General features: G+C 65.0%; 19 protein-coding genes. 10 read left to right on the top strand and 9 right to left on the bottom strand.

From position 1 onward, the window contains the following. Nucleotides 1-3: 3 nt before the first annotated feature. From OXG30_10035 to OXG30_10025, 3 genes are read left to right on the top strand one after another with little or no spacing between them, the layout of a single operon-like run. Entirely contained in the window at nucleotides 4-1,269 is a 1,266-nt protein-coding gene (locus OXG30_10035; GenBank protein ID MCY4135235.1) for a glycosyltransferase family 4 protein, read from the top strand. Nucleotides 1,270-1,301: 32 nt separating this feature from the next. Beyond that, nucleotides 1,302-2,054 (top strand): class I SAM-dependent methyltransferase, encoded by a 753-nt coding sequence (locus OXG30_10030; protein ID MCY4135234.1) that lies wholly within the window; start codon nucleotides 1,302-1,304, stop codon nucleotides 2,052-2,054. Continuing rightward, nucleotides 2,041-3,159 (top strand): prenyltransferase, encoded by a 1,119-nt coding sequence (locus OXG30_10025; protein MCY4135233.1) that lies wholly within the window; start codon nucleotides 2,041-2,043, stop codon nucleotides 3,157-3,159. The genes OXG30_10030 and OXG30_10025 overlap by 14 nt, the downstream gene beginning before the upstream one ends. An 18-nt stretch (nucleotides 3,160-3,177) precedes the next feature. Here OXG30_10025 and OXG30_10020 read toward each other — a convergent pair whose 3' ends face one another. The 4 genes from OXG30_10020 to OXG30_10005 all read right to left on the bottom strand — a co-directional run bounded on the left by OXG30_10020 (nucleotide 3,178) and on the right by OXG30_10005 (nucleotide 6,614). After that, nucleotides 3,178-4,161 carry a DUF4928 family protein gene (locus tag OXG30_10020; protein MCY4135232.1) on the bottom strand — a complete coding sequence of 328 codons (984 nt, stop codon included), beginning with the start codon at nucleotides 4,159-4,161 and terminating at the stop codon, nucleotides 3,178-3,180. After that, complete coding sequence (gene dcm / locus OXG30_10015; protein ID MCY4135231.1) at nucleotides 4,158-5,288, bottom strand: DNA (cytosine-5-)-methyltransferase; 1,131 nt, start codon at nucleotides 5,286-5,288, stop codon at nucleotides 4,158-4,160. The genes OXG30_10020 and dcm overlap by 4 nt, the downstream gene beginning before the upstream one ends. Nucleotides 5,289-5,476: 188 nt before the next feature. Beyond that, the gene (locus tag OXG30_10010; GenBank protein ID MCY4135230.1) at nucleotides 5,477-5,782 is read right to left on the bottom strand and encodes a hypothetical protein; all 306 of its coding nucleotides are present in this window, start codon (nucleotides 5,780-5,782) and stop codon (nucleotides 5,477-5,479) included. Nucleotides 5,783-5,891: 109 nt separating this feature from the next. Beyond that, on the bottom strand, nucleotides 5,892-6,614 hold the full coding sequence (locus tag OXG30_10005) for a DNA methyltransferase (protein MCY4135229.1): 723 nt from the start codon (nucleotides 6,612-6,614) through the stop codon (nucleotides 5,892-5,894). A 187-nt stretch (nucleotides 6,615-6,801) separates the two neighbouring features. On the opposite strand from OXG30_10005, the gene OXG30_10000 reads away from it, so the two are divergent. Together OXG30_10000 and OXG30_09995 are read left to right on the top strand one after the other, a co-directional pair. After that, the gene (locus OXG30_10000; protein MCY4135228.1) at nucleotides 6,802-7,272 is read left to right on the top strand and encodes a very short patch repair endonuclease; all 471 of its coding nucleotides are present in this window, start codon (nucleotides 6,802-6,804) and stop codon (nucleotides 7,270-7,272) included. A 300-nt stretch (nucleotides 7,273-7,572) separates the two neighbouring features. Continuing rightward, nucleotides 7,573-7,911, top strand: a complete 339-nt coding sequence (locus tag OXG30_09995; GenBank protein MCY4135227.1) for a hypothetical protein — start codon at nucleotides 7,573-7,575, stop codon at nucleotides 7,909-7,911. A 613-nt stretch (nucleotides 7,912-8,524) separates the two neighbouring features. On the opposite strand, the gene OXG30_09990 is transcribed toward OXG30_09995, so the two are convergent. From OXG30_09990 to OXG30_09980, 3 genes are read right to left on the bottom strand one after another with little or no spacing between them, the layout of a single operon-like run. Continuing rightward, on the bottom strand, nucleotides 8,525-9,706 hold the full coding sequence (locus OXG30_09990; protein MCY4135226.1) for a DUF1214 domain-containing protein: 1,182 nt from the start codon (nucleotides 9,704-9,706) through the stop codon (nucleotides 8,525-8,527). Nucleotides 9,707-9,732: 26 nt separating this feature from the next. Beyond that, nucleotides 9,733-10,362, bottom strand: a complete 630-nt coding sequence (locus tag OXG30_09985) for a class I SAM-dependent methyltransferase (protein MCY4135225.1) — start codon at nucleotides 10,360-10,362, stop codon at nucleotides 9,733-9,735. Further along, nucleotides 10,334-10,831 carry a GtrA family protein gene (locus tag OXG30_09980; protein ID MCY4135224.1) on the bottom strand — a complete coding sequence of 166 codons (498 nt, stop codon included), beginning with the start codon at nucleotides 10,829-10,831 and terminating at the stop codon, nucleotides 10,334-10,336. The genes OXG30_09985 and OXG30_09980 overlap by 29 nt, the downstream gene beginning before the upstream one ends. A gap of 119 nt (nucleotides 10,832-10,950) precedes the next feature. Between OXG30_09980 and OXG30_09975 the strand changes: the two genes are divergently transcribed. Genes OXG30_09975 through OXG30_09965 form a run of 3 tightly spaced genes read left to right on the top strand, consistent with a single transcriptional unit; the run spans nucleotide 10,951 to nucleotide 14,853 of the window. Next, nucleotides 10,951-11,796 (top strand): acyl-CoA thioesterase II, encoded by an 846-nt coding sequence (locus tag OXG30_09975; protein MCY4135223.1) that lies wholly within the window; start codon nucleotides 10,951-10,953, stop codon nucleotides 11,794-11,796. Continuing rightward, on the top strand, nucleotides 11,793-13,133 hold the full coding sequence (locus tag OXG30_09970; GenBank protein MCY4135222.1) for a PQQ-dependent sugar dehydrogenase: 1,341 nt from the start codon (nucleotides 11,793-11,795) through the stop codon (nucleotides 13,131-13,133). Before OXG30_09975 ends, OXG30_09970 begins: the two co-directional genes overlap by 4 nt. Nucleotides 13,134-13,167: 34 nt before the next feature. Continuing rightward, nucleotides 13,168-14,853: a thiamine pyrophosphate-binding protein gene (locus OXG30_09965; GenBank protein ID MCY4135221.1), complete on the top strand. Its 1,686-nt coding sequence runs from the start codon at nucleotides 13,168-13,170 to the stop codon at nucleotides 14,851-14,853. 34 nt (nucleotides 14,854-14,887) lie between these two features. Here OXG30_09965 and OXG30_09960 read toward each other — a convergent pair whose 3' ends face one another. Beyond that, a complete protein-coding gene (locus tag OXG30_09960; GenBank protein ID MCY4135220.1) occupies nucleotides 14,888-15,808 on the bottom strand; it encodes a hypothetical protein in 921 nt (306 codons plus the stop codon). A 157-nt stretch (nucleotides 15,809-15,965) separates the two neighbouring features. On the opposite strand from OXG30_09960, the gene OXG30_09955 reads away from it, so the two are divergent. Together OXG30_09955 and OXG30_09950 are read left to right on the top strand one after the other, a co-directional pair. Next, nucleotides 15,966-17,138, top strand: a complete 1,173-nt coding sequence (locus OXG30_09955; GenBank protein MCY4135219.1) for a transposase — start codon at nucleotides 15,966-15,968, stop codon at nucleotides 17,136-17,138. After that, nucleotides 17,135-17,827 (top strand): nucleotidyl transferase AbiEii/AbiGii toxin family protein, encoded by a 693-nt coding sequence (locus OXG30_09950; GenBank protein ID MCY4135218.1) that lies wholly within the window; start codon nucleotides 17,135-17,137, stop codon nucleotides 17,825-17,827. Before OXG30_09955 ends, OXG30_09950 begins: the two co-directional genes overlap by 4 nt. Before the next feature lie 98 nt (nucleotides 17,828-17,925). Here OXG30_09950 and OXG30_09945 read toward each other — a convergent pair. Next, on the bottom strand, nucleotides 17,926-21,873 hold a 3,948-nt coding region (locus OXG30_09945; GenBank protein ID MCY4135217.1), incomplete at its 5' end, for a hypothetical protein.

The following is a 21,873-nucleotide window of genomic DNA, read 5'->3' as shown; positions in this document are numbered from 1 at the left end:
GCTATGGTCTCGGCGGATCAACCGCTCAAAATCGCCCTTTTGTCGTACCGGGGCAAGCCCCACTGCGGCGGACAGGGGGTGTACGTCCACCATCTGAGTCGGGCCCTTACCGACCTCGGCCACCATGTGGAGGTGCTGAGCGGACAGCCCTATCCGGTGCTGGACAATCGGGTGCCGCTGCACCAGCTTCCCAGTCTGGATATCTTCAACGACGTCCACCCCGGGCGGATGCCGGGGTTCTGGGAGATCAAGTCGTGGGCCGACGCTGCCGAGGTGGGCTCGTTTATGACCGGGGCGTTCTCGGAGCCGCTGGCTTTTTCTATCCGGGCCTGGCAGATGTTGCGAACCCGGACCGGCGAATTCGACCTGGTTCACGACAACCAGTCGCTGGGCTACGGCCTGCTGGGCATTGAGCGGGACGGTTTGCCGGTGCTGGGCACCATCCACCACCCCATCACCGTCGACCGCCAACTGGAGCTGGAGCACGCCCGGGGCCCGGTGGAGCGGCTGGGCAAGCGGCGCTGGTACTCCTTCACCCGGATGCAGGCCCGGGTGGCCCGGCGCCTGCGGCGCATCATCACCGTGTCGGAGTCATCACGCGACGACATCGTCCGGGACCAGAAGGTGCCCCGTCGCCTGATGCATGTGGTGCCGGTGGGCGTGGACCCCGAGCAGTTCCGCCCGCTGCCCGGCGTGGAACGCAAACCAGAGCAGATCATCACCACCGCCAGCGCCGATGTGCCCATGAAGGGCCTGCGCTATCTGCTGGAGGCGGTGGCCAAGCTGCGTACCGAGCGGGATGTGCGCCTGATCGTCATCGGCAAGCCCCGCGAAGGGGGAACCTCGGCGGAGGCCATTGCCAGCCTGGGTCTGAGCCAGGTGGTGGAGTTCATCTCTGGCGTCCCCGACGAGCGCATCGTGGAGTTGTACGCCACCAGCTCGGTGGCGGTGGTGCCGTCGCTGTATGAGGGGTTCTCGCTGCCCGCCATCGAGGCCATGTGCAGCGGCACACCGCTGGTGGCCACCACGGGAGGGGCGCTGCCCGAAGTGGCCGGCCCCGATGGCCAGACCTGCGTGTCGGTTCCACCAGGCGACAGCGAGGCTCTGGCCGCCGCGATAAGCCGGGTGTTGGACGACCCGGCCATGGCCGCCCGTATAGGCGAGGCGGGACGGGAGCGGGTGATCAGCCGATGGAGCTGGCGTCACACCGCAAAGCAGACGGTGGAACACTATCGGGCCTTGCTCGACGAGTGGCGGCCCAACCGATAGGCACGAACCTCTCGGCGACTTCCAGTCCGATCATGTTGACCGTTGACTACAACCGCTTGGGTTTGAAGCCGGGCGAAAGGCTGCTCGATTTGGGATGCGGCTTTGGGCGCCATGCCTATGAGGCCGCCCGACGGGGCGCCCATGTAGTGGCCTGCGACCTGGCGTCGGCCGAGCTGGCCGAAGTTCGGGCCACGTTCGCGGCCATGTCGGATACTGGCGAGCAATATCAGGGAACCTGCCAGGCAGCTCAGGGCGATGCCACCTGCCTGCCGTTCCCCGACCAGTCGTTCGACCGGGTCATCGCCTCCGAAGTCCTAGAGCACGTGGACTCCGACGATCAGGCCCTGGCCGAGCTAGCCCGGATTCTGCGGCCCAGCGGCGTGCTGGCTGTGACCGTGCCCACCTGGTTCCCCGAGAAGGTGTGCTGGGCGCTGTCGGACGAATATCACGCTCCCAAAGCCCAGGGCGGCCATGTGCGGATCTACCGGCGGGGCGAACTCCGCAATCGGCTCCGCCGGGCCGGCTTAGCCCCCTATTCGGGCCACCACGCCCACGCCCTGCACAGCCCGTACTGGTGGCTGCGGTGCGCGGTGGGTCCCAACCGGGACGACCATCGGCTGGTGGCGGCTTACCGCCGGCTCTTGGAATGGGATATTGTTCGCCAACCGAAAATCACCCGAATAGCCGAACGGGTCCTGAGTCCAGTGCTGGGCAAGAGCCTGGTCCTCTACAGCCGGAAGCCAGGACCAGAGAGTTCAAGGGAGACCGAGTTTGTCGCCGTCTGAATCCCACAACCAACGGGAGACCGAGCTTGCCGATGCTGACTCCCCCACCCCCGGAGGCAGCGATTCCGACGGACCTTGCGTGGCTGGCGTTTTGTCGGCGTCCGATCTCGAACTAACCGCCGCCAGCATCGCCGACTGGCAGCTGCCCAACGGCATGATTCCCTGGTTCCCCGACGGCCACGCCGATCCGTGGAACCATGTGGAGGCAGCCATGGCCCTGTCGGTGATGGGCCGCCGAGTCGAGGCCGAGCGGGCCTACCAATGGCTGATGGACTATCAGCGGCCCGACGGCGCCTGGCACCAGTACTACGTGGCCGACGGCGTGGAGCAAGACAAGCTGGACGCCAACTGCGTGGCCTACGTGGCTGCCGGGGTGTGGCACCACTACCTGTGTACCGGCGATCGGAGCTTCCTGGAGTCAATGTGGCCGGTGGTGGAGCGGGCCGTGGACTTTGTCCTCGACTTGCAGCTTCCCCGAGGCGAGATCCGCTGGGCCCGCCACGCCGACGGCACCCCGTGGTCGTTCGCCCTGCTCACCGGGTCGTCCAGTATCTGCCACAGCCTGCGGGCGGCGATCGCCACCGGCGAGGCGTTGGGCCACGAGCGACCAGACTGGGAGCTGAGCGCGGCTCGGCTGGCCGACGTGATCCGAACCCAGCCCGACGCCTTCGCCCCCAAAGACCGCTGGGCCATGGACTGGTACTACCCGGTGCTGTCGGGCGTGATCACCGGACAGGAAGGCCGAGCCCGGCTGGCCTCCCAATTTGATCAGTTCGTGATGGACGGCCTGGGAGTGCGCTGCGTGTCCGACCGGCCCTGGGTCACCGCCGCCGAGACCTGCGAAAGCGTCATCGCCCACCTCGGCGTGGGCCGCCGAGACATTGCCGCCGAGATGTTCGAATGGGTGCAAGACCTGCGGGCCGACGACGGCTCCTACTTCACCGGCATGGTCCACCCCGAGCGCACTCACTTCCCCGCCGACGAGCGCACCTCATACACCGCCGCCGCCGTCATCCTGGCCGCCGATGCCCTCTCCGGCGCCTCCCCCGCCTCCGCCCTGTTCTCCAACCACCGCACCCTCCCCGAACTAATCACCATCGGCTAACGGCCAGGCGGCCGGCCATCAGGTCTGAGTCAGATTCTCAGGTACCTCTACTAGCAGTGAGGGATCCGGCTCCACTGCCGCCACACGTGAGTTGTATGCATCGAAGAGCTGGCGAAACACCCGGCGGGTCTCTGGTTCTGAGTATCTGGCAATCTCATCGATACTGCCGGCCACGAACTCCTCAACACCGCGAACCGCGATGCGATCTTCGATACCGATGTAGTCAGCGAGAGATCGGGCCGTTCCTATCCTGTCTTCAAGCGTCAGGATCATGGGCCGAAAGCCCTGTTCGATGTTGACTTGGCATTTCGCGACAAGCGCCTCAGTTGGGCCCACAGTCACATGGATCGCAGTGTCGTTGACCATGAAATCCCCCGCTCGGCCTGTCTGCTGGTCGGCAGTCGTGTAGCTCTGGTTCTCGATGGCAAGATCAGAGTGTCTGATCTCCAATGTCGCTCCCACGAGATGCTGTGCCACCGCCCCTACCGTGTTGCCGCCCTTTTCTCTGGCGGCGGCTAGCAGTCCGTCGAACGTGTGACGAGTCTGCTTGTTAAAGTCGATCTCCAGTGGCAGGCGCTGGCGATCGTAGAAGTCAGCCCGAATACGCCCGACCATCTTCGCCTGAAGGAGATTCATGGCAGAGAGCTTTTCGTCCTCGTCCAGAACTTCGAATTCCTCCGCAACCAATGAGCCGTTGACCACATCCTGGAACGAGCGGGCGAGGTCTTGGCTCCCGCGGCTCGTGCGACCCCCCTCACTGGCGAAAGGGCGTTCCTCACCGTGCCGAGCAAGGATGTTCTTTATTCGGGTCCCGCCGAGAAGACTGACTTGAGAACCGGTGAACCACTTGGATTCGTCGAGAGGAAAGTGGGTGCTCATGTGCTCACACATGATGAGCCCAACTGCCATCACGTTGCGGTTGACTGTGCCTTCGTTGCGTTGAGCCTCGTACCACTGCTCGATGTCGGCATCGAGCACATCGGCAATGCTCTCGGCGTTCACACAGCAGCCTTTGCGGTTACTCGACTCCCCATCGCCATAGCAGCAGGCACCAGCGCATGTTCAGCGAGCCATTCGATCACTGGCACACAAACTGCGTCACCGAAGCCGAATAGCGCCTGAGCATCGGTAACTGCGGAATAGTCGAACTCATCAGGAACTCCCTGAAGGCGGGCGTATTCGCGCGGCGTCATCCATCGTGCTCGTACTCCATCTGGAGAGACTACGACGACTGCCTGTCGAGACGAACCACCTCGTGCCGTGCGGAGGCATCCGGAAATGTCGTCCGAGCGGATTTCCCACACAGGTGCTCCGTTGCGGGTCCGTCGGTAGGCAGTGCGCCAATGGGTAACCCCGTCTTGCTCTAGGAGAGCCAAGCGATCTTGATGGAGGGGAGAAAGCGATCCCATGAACTTCCCAAACCGTTCGCCGTCCCACCACCGTCCGTCGCCAAGATCGAGATGCTCTATGACATCGCTGAGGCGGCGAGTATCCTGGGGTGGAATTAGCAGTGATAGCTCCTGAAGCATGAGATCTTGATTGGCCCTCACGAACGCGGCCACCGACTCGGAGCGCAGCGGCCCAGCCATCCCCGAAGACGCACCGCCTAGTCGTTCACTCGTGCCGATGATGAAGAGGCGGGGCCTTGACTGAGGCACGAACCAGCTTGCATCCAATGTCAGCACATCACAGATGTATCCCAACTTGTTGAGCACCATGATCGAAGCTCGGAGGTCTTCACCTCCCCTGGAAGAAACGAACGATGGAACATTCTCGATCATCACCACGGGCGGGATTCGCTCCCCCATCTCCCTCAGGACTCGGGAAAACTCAAAGAACAACCCCGACTGCTCCCCTTCCAACCCTTTCCGATTCCCGGCCAGAGACAGATCAACACATGGGAAGCTGGCCGTAGCGATGTCGACGCTAGGCACCGAGGTGCCCTTGACCCTTCGAATGTCTCCTAAGACATAGTGGGCAGCATCGAAGTTGGCCGCATACACCGCATGCTTGACCGGCTCAATGTCATTCGCCCACACCACGTCGATACCCGCCTGCTCCAAGCCAGCCCTCACCAGGCCAATGCCGGCAAAGAACTCCGCCGCTACGAAAGGCTGACGTGAGTGCATCAATTGACGATAGCCGTGGCCAATGACAGTTTCGGTGATCAACATCAAGAAGGCTCCGTGGGTACCATCACTCTCATGAGCGGGCTGCCGGAGGAGTCTTGGGCTTCATCGGAGGCGACTCGGAGGTCGATGCAGGGGAACCGCAGCCGAGGCATGCGTCACTTGGACCCATAAAAGGGTCCGGTCAACTAATCAGGTGCCGCCATTCGCTCAAGAAGCGTGTTGATCATTTCGCCAACAGGGCGCATGTCTTCAAGTTTCTTGGTGATCTTGTATGTGATGTCCTGGTCCTGGGCCATCATTATCAAGCGCCCCGCTAGCCCGTCATTCACTTCGTCCTTGTGCCAGACATTGAATACGATTTGCTCAGGGCATATTCCAAGACACAGTAGAAAAGTATAGTTTCGGTCCAAACGGACGTGGTTGAACTGAAATGTGCCGTTCGCGCCCAGCGAAGCGGTCTTGACCTCGGTTCGATGCCCCTCGATCACCATGTCAATCTCCGATGTACGGTTGCCGTTGCCGATGCTGAATCCTGCGTTGCCCAGATATCCTCTGGACTCTGCTCGCGTATTATGTTCGCCAGCAGTTCTACGGCATCCATCAGGGCGCTTCCCATACCCGCTTGCTGCCATCGGGCTTCCAGAAAACCAGGAAGTACGAGTGATTCTTCCGTGCGTGTACTTGCTTGACTGCGCGGCTCACACCGGGCCGGTTCTTTCGCATCACCACGAACAGGTCTTCGGCCACGAAACCCAGTTGTTCGTATGCCTGCATGATCTCGACATGGGTGAACCGCTGCCGGTTGGAGCACACCTCGTCCTGGCACTTCACTATCAAGACACCCCTGTCGCGGAGCACTCTGTGCGCTTCCTCCCCGGCATCCTCGTACAGAGAGAGCACGGCTTCGTGGTACTTCTTGTTCGTCCTGTTGCCTGTCCCGTTGTTCCGGTAATGGCGCTCGAACGCCTGATGCGCAGTGTGCGCTGTTCCCCCCGGTGAGTGCATATACGGCGGGTCAAGCACAACGCAGTCGATTTCGCCATCGCCGTAGGGAAGCGCCCTACAGTCGATGCCGGTCTGAATGTCCGTCGCCAGCAATTCATACATTCCATCTGGAACGTTCCGCCAGAAAACGCCTTTACCGAAAGTCACGTCGGCAACAACACTGCTAGGCGCCACGTACAAGTCCATTATCCGCGGGAACACGTAGTCGTTTCCCTCGGCGTATGCGCTGAACACTAGGTCGTTGGTTGGCAATCCATTGCGTACGCGACGTGCTGGCATCTGTTGGCCGAACAGGCTGTCGCTCTGAACTCTGCTCATATTGCCATTTCCTCCATCATCTTGCGACCGACGAACCGTCTGGGACCAACTGGCCTCACCAGGCCAATGCCGGCAAAGAACTCCGCCGCTACGAAAGGCTGACGTGAGTGCATCAATTGACGATAGCCGTGGGCAATGACAGTTACAGGGATCAACATGACGAAGGCTCTGTCGCTACCATCGGCCTATGGGTGGGCTGCCGGAGGAGTCTTGGGCTTCATCGGAGGCGACTCGGAAGTCGATGCAGGGGAACCGCAGTCGCGACACCAAGCCGGAACTGGCGGTTCGCTCGGCGGTACATCGCCGGGGGTTGCGCTATCGGGTGGCGGCCCGGCCGCTGCCGGAGCTGCGCCGGACGGCCGATCTAGTGTTCCGCAAGGCCAAGATCGCAGTGTTCGTGGACGGCTGCTACTGGCACGGCTGCCCCGAGCACCACACCCAGCCCGCCACCAACCCGGAATACTGGTCTGACAAAATCACCGGCAATATCGCGAGGGACAAAGATACCGACACTCACCTCCAAGAGGCCGGTTGGACCGTGATGCGCTTCTGGGAACACGAAAACCCCGAAGCCGTTGCCGATGCAGTGGAAGAATCAGTCCGAGTTGCTCTGGGCCAAAATGCAGCTCAGCCTGTGGCTGGGCCTGAAGAAGTTTGACAGATTGGGTCCGAATGACGACCCTTCGTGGGTACGCGTTACAGCAGCTTGGCAACTACGCGATCCTTAGGCCGCGTTGCTCAGCATCTTGATCCAGGATGGACGCCAGTGACTTGAGGGTACGAGCCTTGATTGGATGACAATTCTCGGGAACATGCCCGTCATTGATGATTTCGACGGTGGAACTCGATTCCCATTTGCTTCTTCCTACGAATATTCCTTTGTCAGACTGGACGACATAGTATACGACATTATACACTACAATCAAGTAGCCAAACAAGGGGACAGGGGAGTGATCAGGTGAGTAGCGCCCTTGCTAACAAGTTGACTTCAATCGTTGACTCCACACGGCTCACACACGACGATATCGGGGATATCGTCGATGCAAGTGGACGGTCAGTGAGTCGCTGGTCCGCTGGAGTCACCGAGCCACAGCGCCTCTCCCGGCAACGCCTCCTAGAACTTGCTTATGTCGCTCAGGAACTAGAGGCTGTGCTAGAGGCTGAATACGCAAACATATGGATCCTCTCGCCAAACCGCCTGCTGGATGGGGACACGCCTGCGGAGAGGATTCATAGCGGCGACTTTAAGTCTGTAGCGGCGGTCATCGAAGCCCTGGCTGATGGCGTCGTTGTATAAGCACACACGCCCAAGACATGGCTTCTCCCGACCTTTACCGAGTGCTGGACGAACTTGGCCCATCGCAAATCGATGGCGTCTTTTATCGACACACTGGGCCCAATCGCGACCCCCTCTCAGGCTTCGGTGCGAGCCAGATGGGAGACCGATGGAATCCACCAGGGATAGAAACGGTGTACCTGGCGAGACCGCTGGAGACCTGCCGAGCCGAGTTCCACCGCATGGCAACGGGTCAGGGCTCGGGAGCAGAGTCATTCCTACCTCGGATGGTCTACACCATCGCCATCACGAGGCTTGTAGTAGCCAATCTCACCATTGGTGGGGCATTGGCCGCCGTAGGTCTTTCATCTGAAGCTCTCGTTGGCCCATTTGAACCGTGCCAACGAGTCGGTGATGCCGCTAGCACGCTGGGCTTTGGCGGAGTTCTCGCCCCATCAGCTTCCGGAAGTGGCGAAGTGCTTGCTGTTTTCTCGCGTAATGCACACCACGGCGAGTTGTACGTAGTTCGCTCAGCGAGTGTCGAAAACGGGCAGTGGCATCACCTTGAGTAGTGCCAGACGAACATGTCCGCGCGTCCTGTATTCAGACCCAATGCCCATCGACCTACTAGCAGTCAGCAGCGGAAGCGGTGGGCTCGGGATCGGCGGCGGGTGACGATTTGGGCAGCGCGTTGGTCGGGGGTGACGCGGGTGACGAAGTCGGGGAGGTGGTTGTCGACCTCGGCGAAGGGGACCACGAGGCCCTCGGGGGTGGGCATGGTGGAGCTGAGGACCCAGCGGAAGGTGATGAGGGCTTCGGGGCGGCCCTCGGTGTCAAGCCAGTTCTGAATGCCAGGGTCTTGGTGGGCCACCACGATGCGGAAACGGCCGTCGGCATCAGTGGCGATCTGGGCGTTGTTGAGGCTTACGGTGCGGTTGGCGAAGTCGAGCGATTCGAACCAGGCGTAGCTGTAGAGCATGAACGACCAGTATTGGGCGTCGGGCACGTCGCAAGTCACGACCATGGCCTCATCGGGAGCCAACTCATAGGAGCAGCCGCCGTAGCCGATGGCATCGGCCCCGCCGGGCACCGAACGGGGGCCGTAGAACACGTTGGGAGGGGCAGCCCGGCGGCTGCGCTCCATCCACTGGTTCCAGAACACCAATGCGTCCTCGGCCCAGGCCATGGCTCGGTCCAGCCCTTCGGCTAGATCGCCAGGATCGAGGAGCGCAGGGGTCTCGCCCTCGCTGCCCAGCCGTTCAATGGAGAACCGCCCCGGCTCGTCAACCCCCCAGTCCACGTTGTACTCCCGCACCGATATGTGGTCGGTGTGCTCGTCGATGGGCAGCCAATTGCCCTCGTGAGAAGTGGCGCTGGCGACGAAGGTGAAGCTGCCGTCGGGCTCTACGGCGAAGTCGTCGCTGGAGCGCTCGGCGGTGATGCCCAGCCGGTTCTGGTGCATCTCTCCGTGGGGACTCTGGATCACGAACATGGCCCCTGGCGACAGCCACCCAGTTACCCGATAGGAGTGCTCACTGCTTACGTGGGCCCGCCAGTAGGTGTTGTCGATGTTGGGACCGCCCCAGCGCATGACGTCGTCGTTGTGGCGGTACATCACCGGGAAATCCCGGTCGGCAAACTCCACCTGCTCGATCCACCCCTGCATCAGCAGCCGGCCTATGTGCCGATACCCCTCAGCCCGATCCGCCGCCCCCGCCGGAAAGTCGTCTTCCAGCAGTCGATCACCTGCGGCCCTCAATCGCTCACAGAACTCCCGCCACGCCACGCCGGTCGCCAACTTCTGGTCGTTGTTCACGCCTCAGAAGCTAGTGGCGTGCCTGATCAGATGCCGGGGGCGTGGCGGGTGAGGACTCGCAGGGAACCGGTGGCAGACTGCTCGGTGAAAGCGCCGGAGTCCATGGCCCGACAGTAGATCTCATAGGGCGGACGGCCACCGTCGGCGGGGTCGGGGAACACGTCGTGGATGGCCAGTCGGCCCCCGATGGCCACGTGGGGCACCCAGTTCTCGTAGTCGGCGTGGGCCGGCTCGGTGCCGTGGCCGCCGTCGACGAATAGAAAGGCCAGCGGCGTGGACCAATTTTGGGCAATGGCCACCGAGTCGCCCACCAGCGCCACCACGCTCCCCTCCAGCCCGGCCTCATACACGGTGCGGCGGAAGTGGGGCAGGGTGTCGATTAGGCCCACCTCGGAATCCACGAGGTCGGGCTCGTGCCACTCCCAGCCCGGTTGGTTCTCCTCTGAACCCCGATGGTGGTCGAGAGCGAACAGGACTCGCCCCTGTGCTTGGGCGGCGTCGCCCAGATACACCGACGACTTGCCGCAGTAACTGCCCACCTCGAGCAGCGGCCCATCCACCTCCAAGTCGCAGGCCGCCTGATGCAGAGCCAACCCCTCATCGGAGGGCATGAACCCCCGGGCAGCCTCAGCGAACGCCCGCCGACTGGGTTCCATCGCCTGCCAATTCGGAGGCCCGCTCAGAGGGGGCATCACCGTCCAACGGAGCACCGAACAGATATCGGTCGCACACCGCGTACTTCACCAGCCACACGGTGCCGAATGCGGCCACCGACGCCGCGGTGATGTACCAGCCGTTGTCGGTGGCGGCGTCCACCAGGCCCACGGCCAGCGACGACAGGGCCAGTCCGGCCAGAGACACTAGCCAGAAGGGCAGCACGACTCGGCCCCACTGAGTAGGGCCATCGCTGTTCCACACCCAACCCCGGTACAGAAAGTAGACGGGGATGTTGGCGATCATGAAGGCCACCAGGTTGGACACCAGCCCCGACCAGCCCAATAGGTCGTAGCACACCCGCAGAATGGTCTGGCCCAACACCACACCCACCGCGGATGTGCCGCAGTAGCGCAGCAGGCGGCGCCAGTTGTCCAAGACGTGAGCGCGAGCCGAGACAAGAAGCGACATGGGGAGCAATAAGCGTACCCCAGCGCCTCTCCGATCCGGCCACAGCGGGAGCACAGCAGGAGGGAACCGGCGATTGGGCAGCAGGGAATCGTTGGGGCAAACGGTAGGATCAATCGGTCATGCAGTCAGAGGTAGACGATCTCATCAAGCTGCTGGATCTGGAGCCCATCGAGAAGGACATCTTCCGGGGAGTCAGCCCCCAAGAGGATCGCCAGCGGGTGTTTGGTGGTCAGGTGGCCGGCCAGGCCCTCGTGGCCGCCACCCGCACAGTGGAAGACCGCTCGGTTCACAGCCTCCAGGCCTACTTCATCCGTCCCGGCGATGTGTCGGCGCCCCTGGTGTATCTGGTGGAGCGGGTGCGCGACGGCCGCTCGTTCACCACTCGACGGGTGACCGCCATCCAGCACGGCCAGCCCATCTTCGCCATGTCGGCCTCCTTCCACAAAGAAGAAGAGGGATTCGAGCACCAGACCGACTTGCCTATAGACACCCCCAATCCTGAGGACCTGGAGCCGCATGTGTTGCCGGGCTTCCCGGTGGACGACCAGGGCCGAATGATCCGCCCCATCGAGCTGCGCTATGTGACCGGTTCACCAGCGGAGCGGGAACGGAGCCGAGAGCCCCGCTTGCAGGTGTGGCTGCGGGCTACCGGCACGCTGCCCGCCGACCCGGTGTTGCACACCTGCATGTTCACCTACGCCAGTGACATGACCGTGCTGGACACCGCCACCAAGGCCCTCCCGGTGCAGGGCCACGAGATCGACATTCAAGCAGCCAGCCTGGACCACGCCATGTGGTTTCACCGACCGCTGCGCATGGACGACTGGATCTTCTTGGACCAGGTGTCCAACTCGGCGTCTAACGCTCGGGGCCTGGCGTGGGGCACGGCGTGGAACCGCACCGGTGAGCTGGTGGCCTCTGTCGTGCAAGAGGGCCTGATCCGGCCCCTGCGAAAGCAGTCGTGAGCCTCAGCCTGAGGCTGCTGGCGGTGATCGCCGCAATCGGCCTGCTGGCCAGTGCCTGCGAGGGAAACAACGACGGTGACGGGCAATCTGGCACTGGGGTCCAAGGTATCGCGACCGCGAAGGCCACAGGAGTTGCCACCCCTACAACTGGCGCTGCTGAGTCCACAGCCGGCCCGACTCCAGTGCCAGGGGCTATCTCATCTCCCACCGCCAACCCAGGCCCCGAACCAGCCGACGACGGCCAGCCGGCACCAGCTATCCAGCCGGACGAGCCATCGCTGGTGCTCACTCCGGTGGTGTCGCTGCCCGACCCCATTGCCCTGGTGGCCCGACCAGGTACCGGCAGCGGTACGGGAGACCTGTATGCGGCCACCCGGGCCGGACAGGTGTGGCTTATGGCCGCTGACGGCGATGAGCCCCCGGAGATGGTGCTGGACATCGGCGATCTCACCACCACCGACTGCGAAGAAGGATTGCTGGGCATCGCCTTTTCCCCCGATGGATCGAATCTCTACCTCCACTACACAACTTTGCGGGGCGACAACCAGATCGTGGAGTACCCCATGAGCGGGCAATGGATTCGGAAAGATGCCAGCCGGACACTGATGCGGGTGAGCCAGCCGGCCTGCAACCACAACGGAGGCCACATCGCTGTCGGGCCCGACGGCTACCTGTGGATCGGGTTCGGCGACGGCGGCGGCCGCGATGACATGTTCAACCAGGGCCAGGATCTGGACACCCTGCTAGCTACCATGGTCCGCATCGACCCCGAGGCCGACGGCGGTTCGGCCTACTCCATCCCCGCCGACAACCCGTTTGCCGATGGCGGGGGGCGAGCCGAGATATGGCACTACGGGGCCCGCAACCCGTGGCGGTTCTCGTTCGACCGGGCCACCGGCGATTTGTGGATCGCCGACGTTGGCCAGAACACCTGGGAAGAGATCCACGTGCTGAGAGCGGCCGACGACTGGAAGCCGGGGGCCAACTTGGGCTGGCCGCTGTTCGAGGGCGATGAGCGATTCTCCGGGACGGCCACCCCCGACGACCTGGACTTTCCGGCTTACGTCTACCACCACGACGACGGCTGCTCGATCACCGGGGGCCATGTGTACCGGGGAACGGCCATCCCCCACCTAGTGGGCACCTACGTGTTTGGCGACTTCTGTCAGGGCCGCATCTGGGGTCTGACCATCGACGATCAGGGCGCGGCCACCCGGGTAGAGCTGGGCCTCTCTGTCCCCCAGGGAACCCTGGTGTCGTTCGGAGAGGACGCAGCCGGTGAACTCTATGTCCTGAGCTTCGACGACACCGTGTACCGCCTCGTACCGTCCCGGTAACCGCACTCGATTCAACGGGTGCAAGAATGATCCGGTGCAGTTGAGCGGCGGCGAGGCTCTCGTCAAAGCGCTGGTCCGAGAGGGTGTCGAGGTTGTCTTTGGCATTCCCGGCATCCAGCTATACGGAGTCGTGGCTGCGCTGCGAGACGAGCCCGGCATCGAGATGGTCACCAATCGACACGAGCAGGCCTCGACCTTCATGGCCTACGGATACGCCCGAGCGTCGGGCAAGCCAGGAGTGGCCTTGGTGGTTCCCGGCGTGGGGGTATGCAACGCATCAGGGGGATTGGCCACCGCCTACTCCCGCTCATCGCCGATCTTGCTCCTAGCCGGACAGATTCCCCGAGGGCAAATGGGGAAAGACCTGGGCGGCGTCCATGAGATCGACGACCAGATGGACATCGTTCGATCCCTCACCAAATGGCGCCAACAAGCCATGACGCCAAGAGAGATACCCGAGGCCGTGTCGGAGGCATTTCGACAAATGCGCAGTGGCCGTCCCCGTCCGACCTACATCGAATGCCCGCCCGATGCCCTGGTGGAACGAGATGAAGTCGAGCTACGGGATCCCGTTCCGGTCTCGCGAGTTATACCCAGCCGCGAACAACTGCAAGGCGCGGCGGCGGCCATCTCGCAATCCCGGCTTCCCCTGATCGTCGCCGGTGGCGGAGTGGCTCTCTCCGGCGCAGAGCAAGCGCTCCTCGAGTTGGTCGAAGCCACGAACATCCCGGTGGTGACGTCGGGCGGCGGAAAGGGTGCCATCCCCGATTCCCATCCTCTGTGTTACGGCTCATGCGTCAGCCCCGGAGGTGAGCGGCACGAATTGAACCAGCTGCTGGATGTGATGAAGACCGCCGATTTGGTCATCGGGATTGGAACGCGCTTTTCCCTGGGCAATCCTGCGGGAGAATCGTCGCCGCTCGTGAACATCAACATCGACGACTTCGACCTCACCCGGATTCAAGCCAACTCCATTCCCCTGCACGGTGACGCCAAAGCGACCATCAATGCGCTCCTGCCACTGCTCATTGAGGCCGGATGCCAAGAGCGCCCGTCACCGGCTGAGGCAGTGGCCGCCGCCCGCCGTCTCATCGCTTACTACGACATCCGATTCAAGGAGCCGCAGTACCCCATCTTGGAAGCGCTTCAGCGGGGCACACCCGAAGACGCCTTCACAATCTGGGACGTCACTCAGTTCGGCTTCTACTCACGTACCCACTGGCAGGTGAACCAGCCGAGGACCTTCATCGACTCCGGCTATTCGTTCAATTTGGGATATGCCTTCCCCACTGCGCTGGGAGCAAAGGTGGCCCAACCAGATCGCCCCGTGGTGTGCGTCGCCGGAGACGGCGGCTTTCTGTTCAACTCATCGGAGTTGTCAACTGCCGTGAAGTACGGAATCAACGTCACAACCGTCATCTTCAGAGATGACTCATTCGGAAATGTCGCCCGGGACCTGGACGACTTGTTCGGCGGCACGCACGAAACCGACCTCGCCAACCCAGACTTCGTGAAGTACGCCGAGTCGTTCGGTGCCATTGGCTTGAGAGCAGATGACCCGATGGACCTCGAGAGACTGATACCGACGGCCTTGGAGCGACCAGCACCGGTCATCATCGACGTCCCCATCGGCCATATTGCCCTGGAGCGGCCCAAGCAGATCGAACATGTGCCCAAACTCCCCTGGGCCCACCCCCAAGATGGGCTGATCTCGCCCTAGACGCGGCGCTGCCCGCCCGGAGACGAAAGGGGGCTTAGCCGGACTCGTACCAGCCCGAGCCGATGAGGACGTCGTCTCGCTTCACCACCCAGGAATGCTTGGGCGCGGGACTCCCGGTTAGAGGGTTGGTAGAGGTGTATTGCACCCACTTGCCCGTCTCGGTAGTGGTAGCCATCTCGTCGGCGGCCCTCCGGCCCTCCGAAGTGGCACCGAGTATCTCGTGAAGGGTCATGCCCACGTACTCCGGGACTGTCGGATGGGCAAGCACTACTCCGTTGAGGTCGGCGACAAACCCGTACCACTGCCCGTCCACGCTGGCGGGGTCGGTGCTGTCGGGGGAATTGAGATGGTCAATCAGTGCACCCCGACCGTTGCTCTCATAGAACCACACCGTGTCTTCGACGAATGCCCTGGTGTAGGAACCGGGTTCGGATTTAGTGGGTCGGGGAACGGGGTAGGAGTCCTCGTACCAGCCGGAGCCAAAGACCAAGTTGTCCCGACTGACGGCCCAGGAGTGCTTGGTGGCGCCGGTGCCGGTTTGCGGGTTGTAGAACACGTAGTCCACCCAGTGACCCGACTCGGGCGAAGCCATCAGCAGCTCACCGTAAGCATGGCCGGTTATGTCCACATTGTCGGCTGAGTAGGTGCCCACCCGAGAGGGAATGGCGGCGTGGGCCGCGATAGTGCCCGTTTCGGTGTCGGAGATGAATATGTACCACTGGTCGTCGGCGCCCGCCTCATTGTTGTAATAGTCGAGGGTGGCCTGCCGACCGGTCTCTTCGTATCGATTCACGGCCTGCTGCACATACCACTTGGTGTAGGCGTCCCGCTCGGTCTTAGGGGGCGGTGGCGCGCCCGCCCCATCGTCATCGTTGCCGCACGCGGCTAGGCCGAACAGCAACACGGTTACTGCCGCCATTGCCGCGACAACCATCCGGCGTCTACGTGCCCGCATCCAATTCACCATCCTGCTCCACCGACAGACCTTTCAGGCTACCAACGCCACCCACAAAACTGGCACTGAGAGAGCATGTTCATACTTGGTGACATAATCTCTAGTTTGCGGCGCAAATGTGTCGCTGCGTGGGAGTAGGGTTGGCGCGGTGGCGGCAGTGTCGTTGTGCTATCCCAGTGCGGTTCCGGTCGAGGAGATTTGCCGCACCTTTGGAGACGAGCCAGCGGCAGTCTCCTTTTTCGAGCAGGTCAGGTGGCCAAAAGGCCCAGCCTGCCCTCGATGCGAGGTGGAGGACAAAAGCCGGTTTCCCGACGACTCCGGTCGAAGGTGGTGCGGCGGGTGCCGTCGGCGATACAGCGTGCGCACCGGGACCATGTTGGCCCGAGGGCACCCCCCGCTGCGGGCGTGGGCCATCGGTGCCGCCCTTACCGCTAACGGCCCGTTTGTGGTCAGACCAGGAACGCTGAGCCAGGTAGACGGGATTTCTCCGGGGGCAGCTAGGACGGTGGCCGATGGAATTCACTCAGTATGTGGAAGCCGAGTCAGCCCCTATGACCGGCCCCAACAACTCGCCCGCCGGATCACGCAAGCCGAGGGCGACAGCAGTCCAGCCAGCCCCGGCGAATCCTGCCGCGAGCCGTTGGGCTGGATCGCCGAGCTGTCCGATCACCAGCCTGCGATTCCCGATGGTGTGGACCGCTGGCTGACACCGCCGACTCCGCCAGAGCAGTTGGCAGTGACGTTGCCGCCCCACCCCCGCCCAAAGATCACCGAGGCGGAGGTGCTGGCGCTGACGGTGTTGCGCTCGTATCTGGGCGGTGCCGACTCGTCCACGGTGGCCAACGCCGCGGCCATCACCCGCCGTAGCACCCAGCGAGTGCTGCGCGGCTTGGAGGGGGGCGGGTACGTTGCCTCAGAGTTTGTTGAGGTGCCTTGGAAGCACCGAACTCGACGGATTCTGAATTGGAGGCTGGCTCCGACCAATCCAGCCGCTGCCCTGCTCCCCTATCTGCCTATGATGCGCTGGCGTCGGAGGGCGCCCTGTCCTGAATCGCTGCCCGCCGACATCTGGTATCTGTTCTGGTCGGGTCCCGACCCCGCCGACATCCGGTTGCCCCGCGACGCGATGGTGGTGGCCAATCGACTGCTCAACGGGCGGCTGCTGGACTTCGACGCCCGACGATGGGCACTGCGGCATTTGCCGCTCAAGACCTTGGTGGCCCAGACCGGAATCCCGGGATGCCCCCCAAGCGTGGAGATGGCCGTCGCCGAACTGCTCGAACACGAATCAGGCAAGGCTGGGCATTCCACCCCCATCGGAGCCAAGTGAGCCAGATCGACCAGTGGCAAGAGGTGATCGGTGGCCGCCAGCGTGAGGTGTGGCCCAAGGCGGCCAAAGCCGCCGTTGCCTGCGGAGGTGTGCTGGTGGGGGGCACCGCGGTCACCGTCCATCTGAGGCATCGGATCAGCGAGGACATCGACATCTTGGCCCCCAGCCCGGTTGACACCTCAGGAGTGAAAGCGCTGTTGGAATCCGAGGCCGACGAGTCTTTCACCATGATCGGCCTCAGTGCCCATGAGGTTCACGCCCTCGTCGACAGGGTGAGCGTGCATGTATTCGAGGATCCCAATGCCGACTCCCGCTCCGGGGAAGTAGCGACTTTGCAGGAGGGTCCGACAATCGACTCGATGCCGGTGGCATCGCTGGAAGACCTGCTGGCCCTCAAATTGGATCTGATCCGATGGCGGAGCACGCTGCGCGATCTGATCGACCTCGCCGCCGTCGACCGGCTCAGCGGCCTCAGCCTCGAAGACGGGCTAGCCTGCTGGCAGCAGAAGTTCGGGGCGCAGTGGGACAACGCCGCCTTGGACCAGATGGTCTTCAGGCTGCGATTCCCGTCGGCCAAAGACGCCGACCCGCTCTTCGACGACTCCCGTGAGCAGGTTATCTCCTACCTCAAGAGCCGGGCCCTCCAAGTAGAAGAAGCCCTATACCAAAGGCGATCCGCCGCCTCCTAGTGGTGGGGTCCGCGAGGTTCCCCTTTTTCGTGGAGGGCGTGCTCCGTATGGAGGAGTTGTGTGCAGAGCTTCCCCCGTGGATCTGGTTTGCGCGGGGCTCAGTCGTTGTCTTTGATGGTGACCGTGGCGGTGCCGCGGGCCACCGGGGCGCCGTGGGCGTCGGTGAGGACGACTTGGAAGGTCTCGTCTTGTTCGGGGTCGTTGTCGTCGAGGATGGGTATGTACAGGTAGTCGTACAGGAGCCTTGTGCCGGCGGTGAACGTCAGCGTCCGGCTGCTCCCGGCGCCGTAGCCCCGGTAGTCGGCGCCGTGTCGCGCGGTGCCGTCTCGGGTGGCCACCCTGACGGTGACGGTCTGGTCGGGGGTCTCGCTGAGATACACCATGAACCGCACACTGCGGCCGCTCTCGCTGACCTCCACATCGCGCACCGACAGGCTCGGCCCCGCAGGCGGGGGCGGCGGCGGGGGCGGCGGGGGCGGGTCGTCGTCTGAGACGGTGACGGTGGCCGCGCCGTGCGCGGTGGACACGGTGTAGCCGCTGCCCGCGTTCACGGTGAGGGTGACCGTGCCGTCGGCCTCGTCGGCGTTGTCGCCGGCGGTGGCCACGGCGACGGCCTTGGTTCCGCCGGCGGGGATCACAACGGTGCGGGTGCCGGTGGCGGCGCCGTAGTCGCCGGCGGCGGTGACGGTGACGGTGACCGCCAGCGGCGCCTTCGGCGCGGGGGCGGCGGTGACGGTGAACGCCGCGCTCTGGCCCTCTGCGATGCCCGCCCCGGCGGTGACGCTGATCACGGGATCGGGCGGTGGGGGCGGGGGGTCGTCTTGGGGATCGGGGTCGGGCGTATCAGTGTCGGGCGTGCCGGGGTCCTCGGGGTCGGGGGGGTCGTCTTGGGGGTCGGGGTCGGGGGTGTCGGGGTCTTGGGGCGGGGGGTCGTCGTCGGCAACGGCGACGGCGGCCGATCCGCTGGTCGCGGACACGGTGTAGCCGCTGCCCGCGTTGAGCGTGAGCGTGAGCGTGCCGTGGGGCTCGTCGGCGTTGTCGCCGGCGGTGGCGGCGCTGAACGCCTTGGTTCCGCCGGTCGGGACCACCACGGTCTGCGCGCCGACCGCGGCGCCGAACTCGCCGGCGGCGGTGACGGTCACCACCACTGCCAGCGGCGCCGGCGGCGCCGGGCTGGCCGAGATCGTGAAGCCGGCTGAGCCGCCCTCGGTCACGCCCGACCCCGCGGTGACGCTGACCTGCGGCACAACCGCCGGCGGCGGCGGGGTCTGCGGGGTTTTGGCGCGGCAGGCTTGGAGGCGGTCGAGCTCGGCGTAGATGTCCTGCCACAGCGCGTTGGGCCCGGCGCCCTGCCAGTTCGGCGTCTGGCGGTCCGGCCTCGCTTTGAGGTCGGCTGTGGTGTAGGTGTCGGCGCCCAGCATGGTGGCATGGGCCCGCCCGAACGTGTCGACCAGGTCGGGGCGGGCCCCGTTCCACGGGTCGCCGGCCTTGGCCAAAACCTCGGCCAGCAGGGCCGCGTCCGATGTGCGGCAGGTCGGCTTGGGCGGGGGCGGCGGGGGGTCGTCGTCGGAGACGGCGACGGTGGCCGCGGGCCTGCCCGGCGACACGGCATAGCCGCTGCCCGCCCTCAGGGTGAGGGTGATCGACCCGTCGGGCTCGTCGGTGCTGTCCCCGGCGGTGGCCACGGTGTGGGCGGCCGAGCCTGTCGTGGGGATGACGACCGTCGCCGGGCCGGCCGCGGCGCCGAGGTCGCCGCTTTGGATGACCGCCACCGACACCGTCAACGGTGCTTCGGGGGCGGGTGTGGCGGTGACGGTGAACACCGCGCTCTGGCCCTCTGCGATCGCGGGGCCGGCGGCGACTGCGATCTCGGGCGCAGCGGCGGGAGCCGGGTCGTCGTCGTCTGAGACGTCCACTGACGCCGCGCCCTTGGCGGCGGACACGGTGTAGCCCGTGCCCGCGCTCACCGCCACGGTGACCGATCCGTCGGCCTCGTCGACCTCGTCGCCGGCGGTGGCCACGGTGTGGGCGGCCGAGCCTGTCGTGGGGATCACAACTGTCGCCGTTCCCGTCGCCGCGCCCCAGTCGCCGGTCTGGGCCACGGCGACGGTGACGGTCAGCGGTGTTTTGGGCGCGGGGCTGGCGGTGATCGTGAACGACGCGCTCTGGCCCTCGGTGATGCCCGCGCCCGCGGTGACGCTGATCTCGGGCACCGCCGGCGGCGGGGCCTTCTTGGGGGCGGGGTCGTCGTCTTGGACGGCGACGGCCGCTGTGCCGCGTGTGGCGGACACGGTGTAGCCGGCGCCGGTGTTCACGGTGGCGGTGATGTCGCCCGCGGGGGTGCGGGCCTGGTCGTCGGCGGTGGCGACGGTGATGCCGGCGATGCCCGACGCGGGGACAGTGATCGCGCGCTGCCCGGTGTGGCCTGATGCCGCCCTGCCGCCGGCGACGGTGACGGCGACCGTGAGGGGCTCGGCGGGGGCGGGCACCGCGGTGATGACGAACCCGGCGTCGCCGCCCTCGGCTATGGGGCTGCTGCTGTGGCCGATGCGGATCTCGGGCAGCGCCGCGTCGTCCGAGCTGCCCTGCTGCTGCTGCTGGGCGGCGGCGAGTTGCTTCGCGGCGGCGAGGATCTTGTTCCACCGGTTTCGAGGCTCGCCGGGCTCGACGGCGGCGGTGTGGGCCTCGAGCTCGGCGACGGTGAACCCGCCCGGCTCGCCCCGTATCGTCTTTTGGGCTTTCTGCCAGTTGGCGAGCGCGCCCTGGTTGCCGGTGACGTCGCGGTGGCGGGCGATCATCGCGTCGATGAGCGCCTCGGCCTCTGAGGTGTCCACCGCCGGGGCCTGCTGCTGCTGTTGTCGGGTGGGGGGGTCGTCGTCGTGTACGGCCGCCTTCTCGGCGGCGGGCGTCCCGACCGTGTACCCCGACCCGGGCTGCACGGTGAGGGTGACGGAGCCGTTGGGCTCGTCGGCGCTGTCGTCTACGGTCGCGAGGCGCACCGTCGCGACGCCTGTGGTGCCGATGGTGACGGTGCGCTGCCCGGTTTCGCCTGGGGCGAGCCAGTCGCCGTCCTGTGAGACCGTGGCGGTGACCGCCAAAGGCGCCGCCGGCGCGGGTGTGGCGGCGATCATGAACTGCACCGGGGCGCCCTCTGTGCCGCCGGCGGAGGCGACGACCGACACCTCCGGGACGGCTGCGATGGTGTCCTGGCCGCCGCTGCCCGCCGCGTCGTCGTCGGCGACGGGCTGCGTCACCGCTGAGGGTTTGCCGACGTCGAACCCGCCCGGCCACTGGCTCTCGGAGGCGAGGTGCAGGGTGACCGACCCGTCGGCCTCATCCGCGCGGTCGTTCACGGTGGGCACGGTGTAGGTGGCTGTGCCGGACGGGCCGATCACGACGTGGCGCCACCCGAGATGCCCCGGCGCGACCCAGTCGCCGTGCTGGGTCGCCCACACCGTCGCCACCAAAGGCACGGCGGGCTTGGGGTCCGCGGTCAGCTCCCAGGCGACCGGCGCGCCCTCTGTGCCGCGGTCGGGCGGCACGGCCTCGGCGACGAACACCGGCGACATCCCGTACAGCGAATTGGAGCTGCCGGGGTTCTGGCGGCCGTTGGACAGCGGACCCCAGGTGCGCCCGTCGCGGTGCGCGCCGACCTCCACGTCCGATATGTGGCCGAGCCACCGGTTCGCCCGCTTCGTGCAGTCCGAGGCGGTGCCGGTCCACGGCCAGTTGTTGTCGCCGTGCGCGGCGCCGTTCTCGTCGCGCTGGTCGGCCAGCAGGTCGTTGCGCCACCACGACTGAGGCGACACGGTGTCGCCGGGCAGGCGCGTGCAGAAATCCGCGTACCCGCGGGCCACCAGCTTGCCGTCGCCCTCGTCGTCCATCCACCAGATAGAGGTGCCCCAGTCCCCGTCGCCCGCGGTGCCGTCCGCCCACCGGCTGTTGGCGCTGTCCCACAGGCCGAGGTGGTCGCGGGCGTCGAGGCTCTGGGTGGACCCGACCGCCTTGAACGCCGGCCCGTAGCCCTTCACGCCGGCCAGCGTCCC

This window comes from bacterium, assembly GCA_026708015.1.
In the GTDB taxonomy this organism is placed as follows: domain Bacteria; phylum Actinomycetota; class Acidimicrobiia; order Acidimicrobiales; family Bin134; genus Poriferisocius.
The sequence above is the reverse complement of the archived record's forward strand: the minus strand, read 5'-3'. Positions and strand labels throughout refer to the sequence as shown.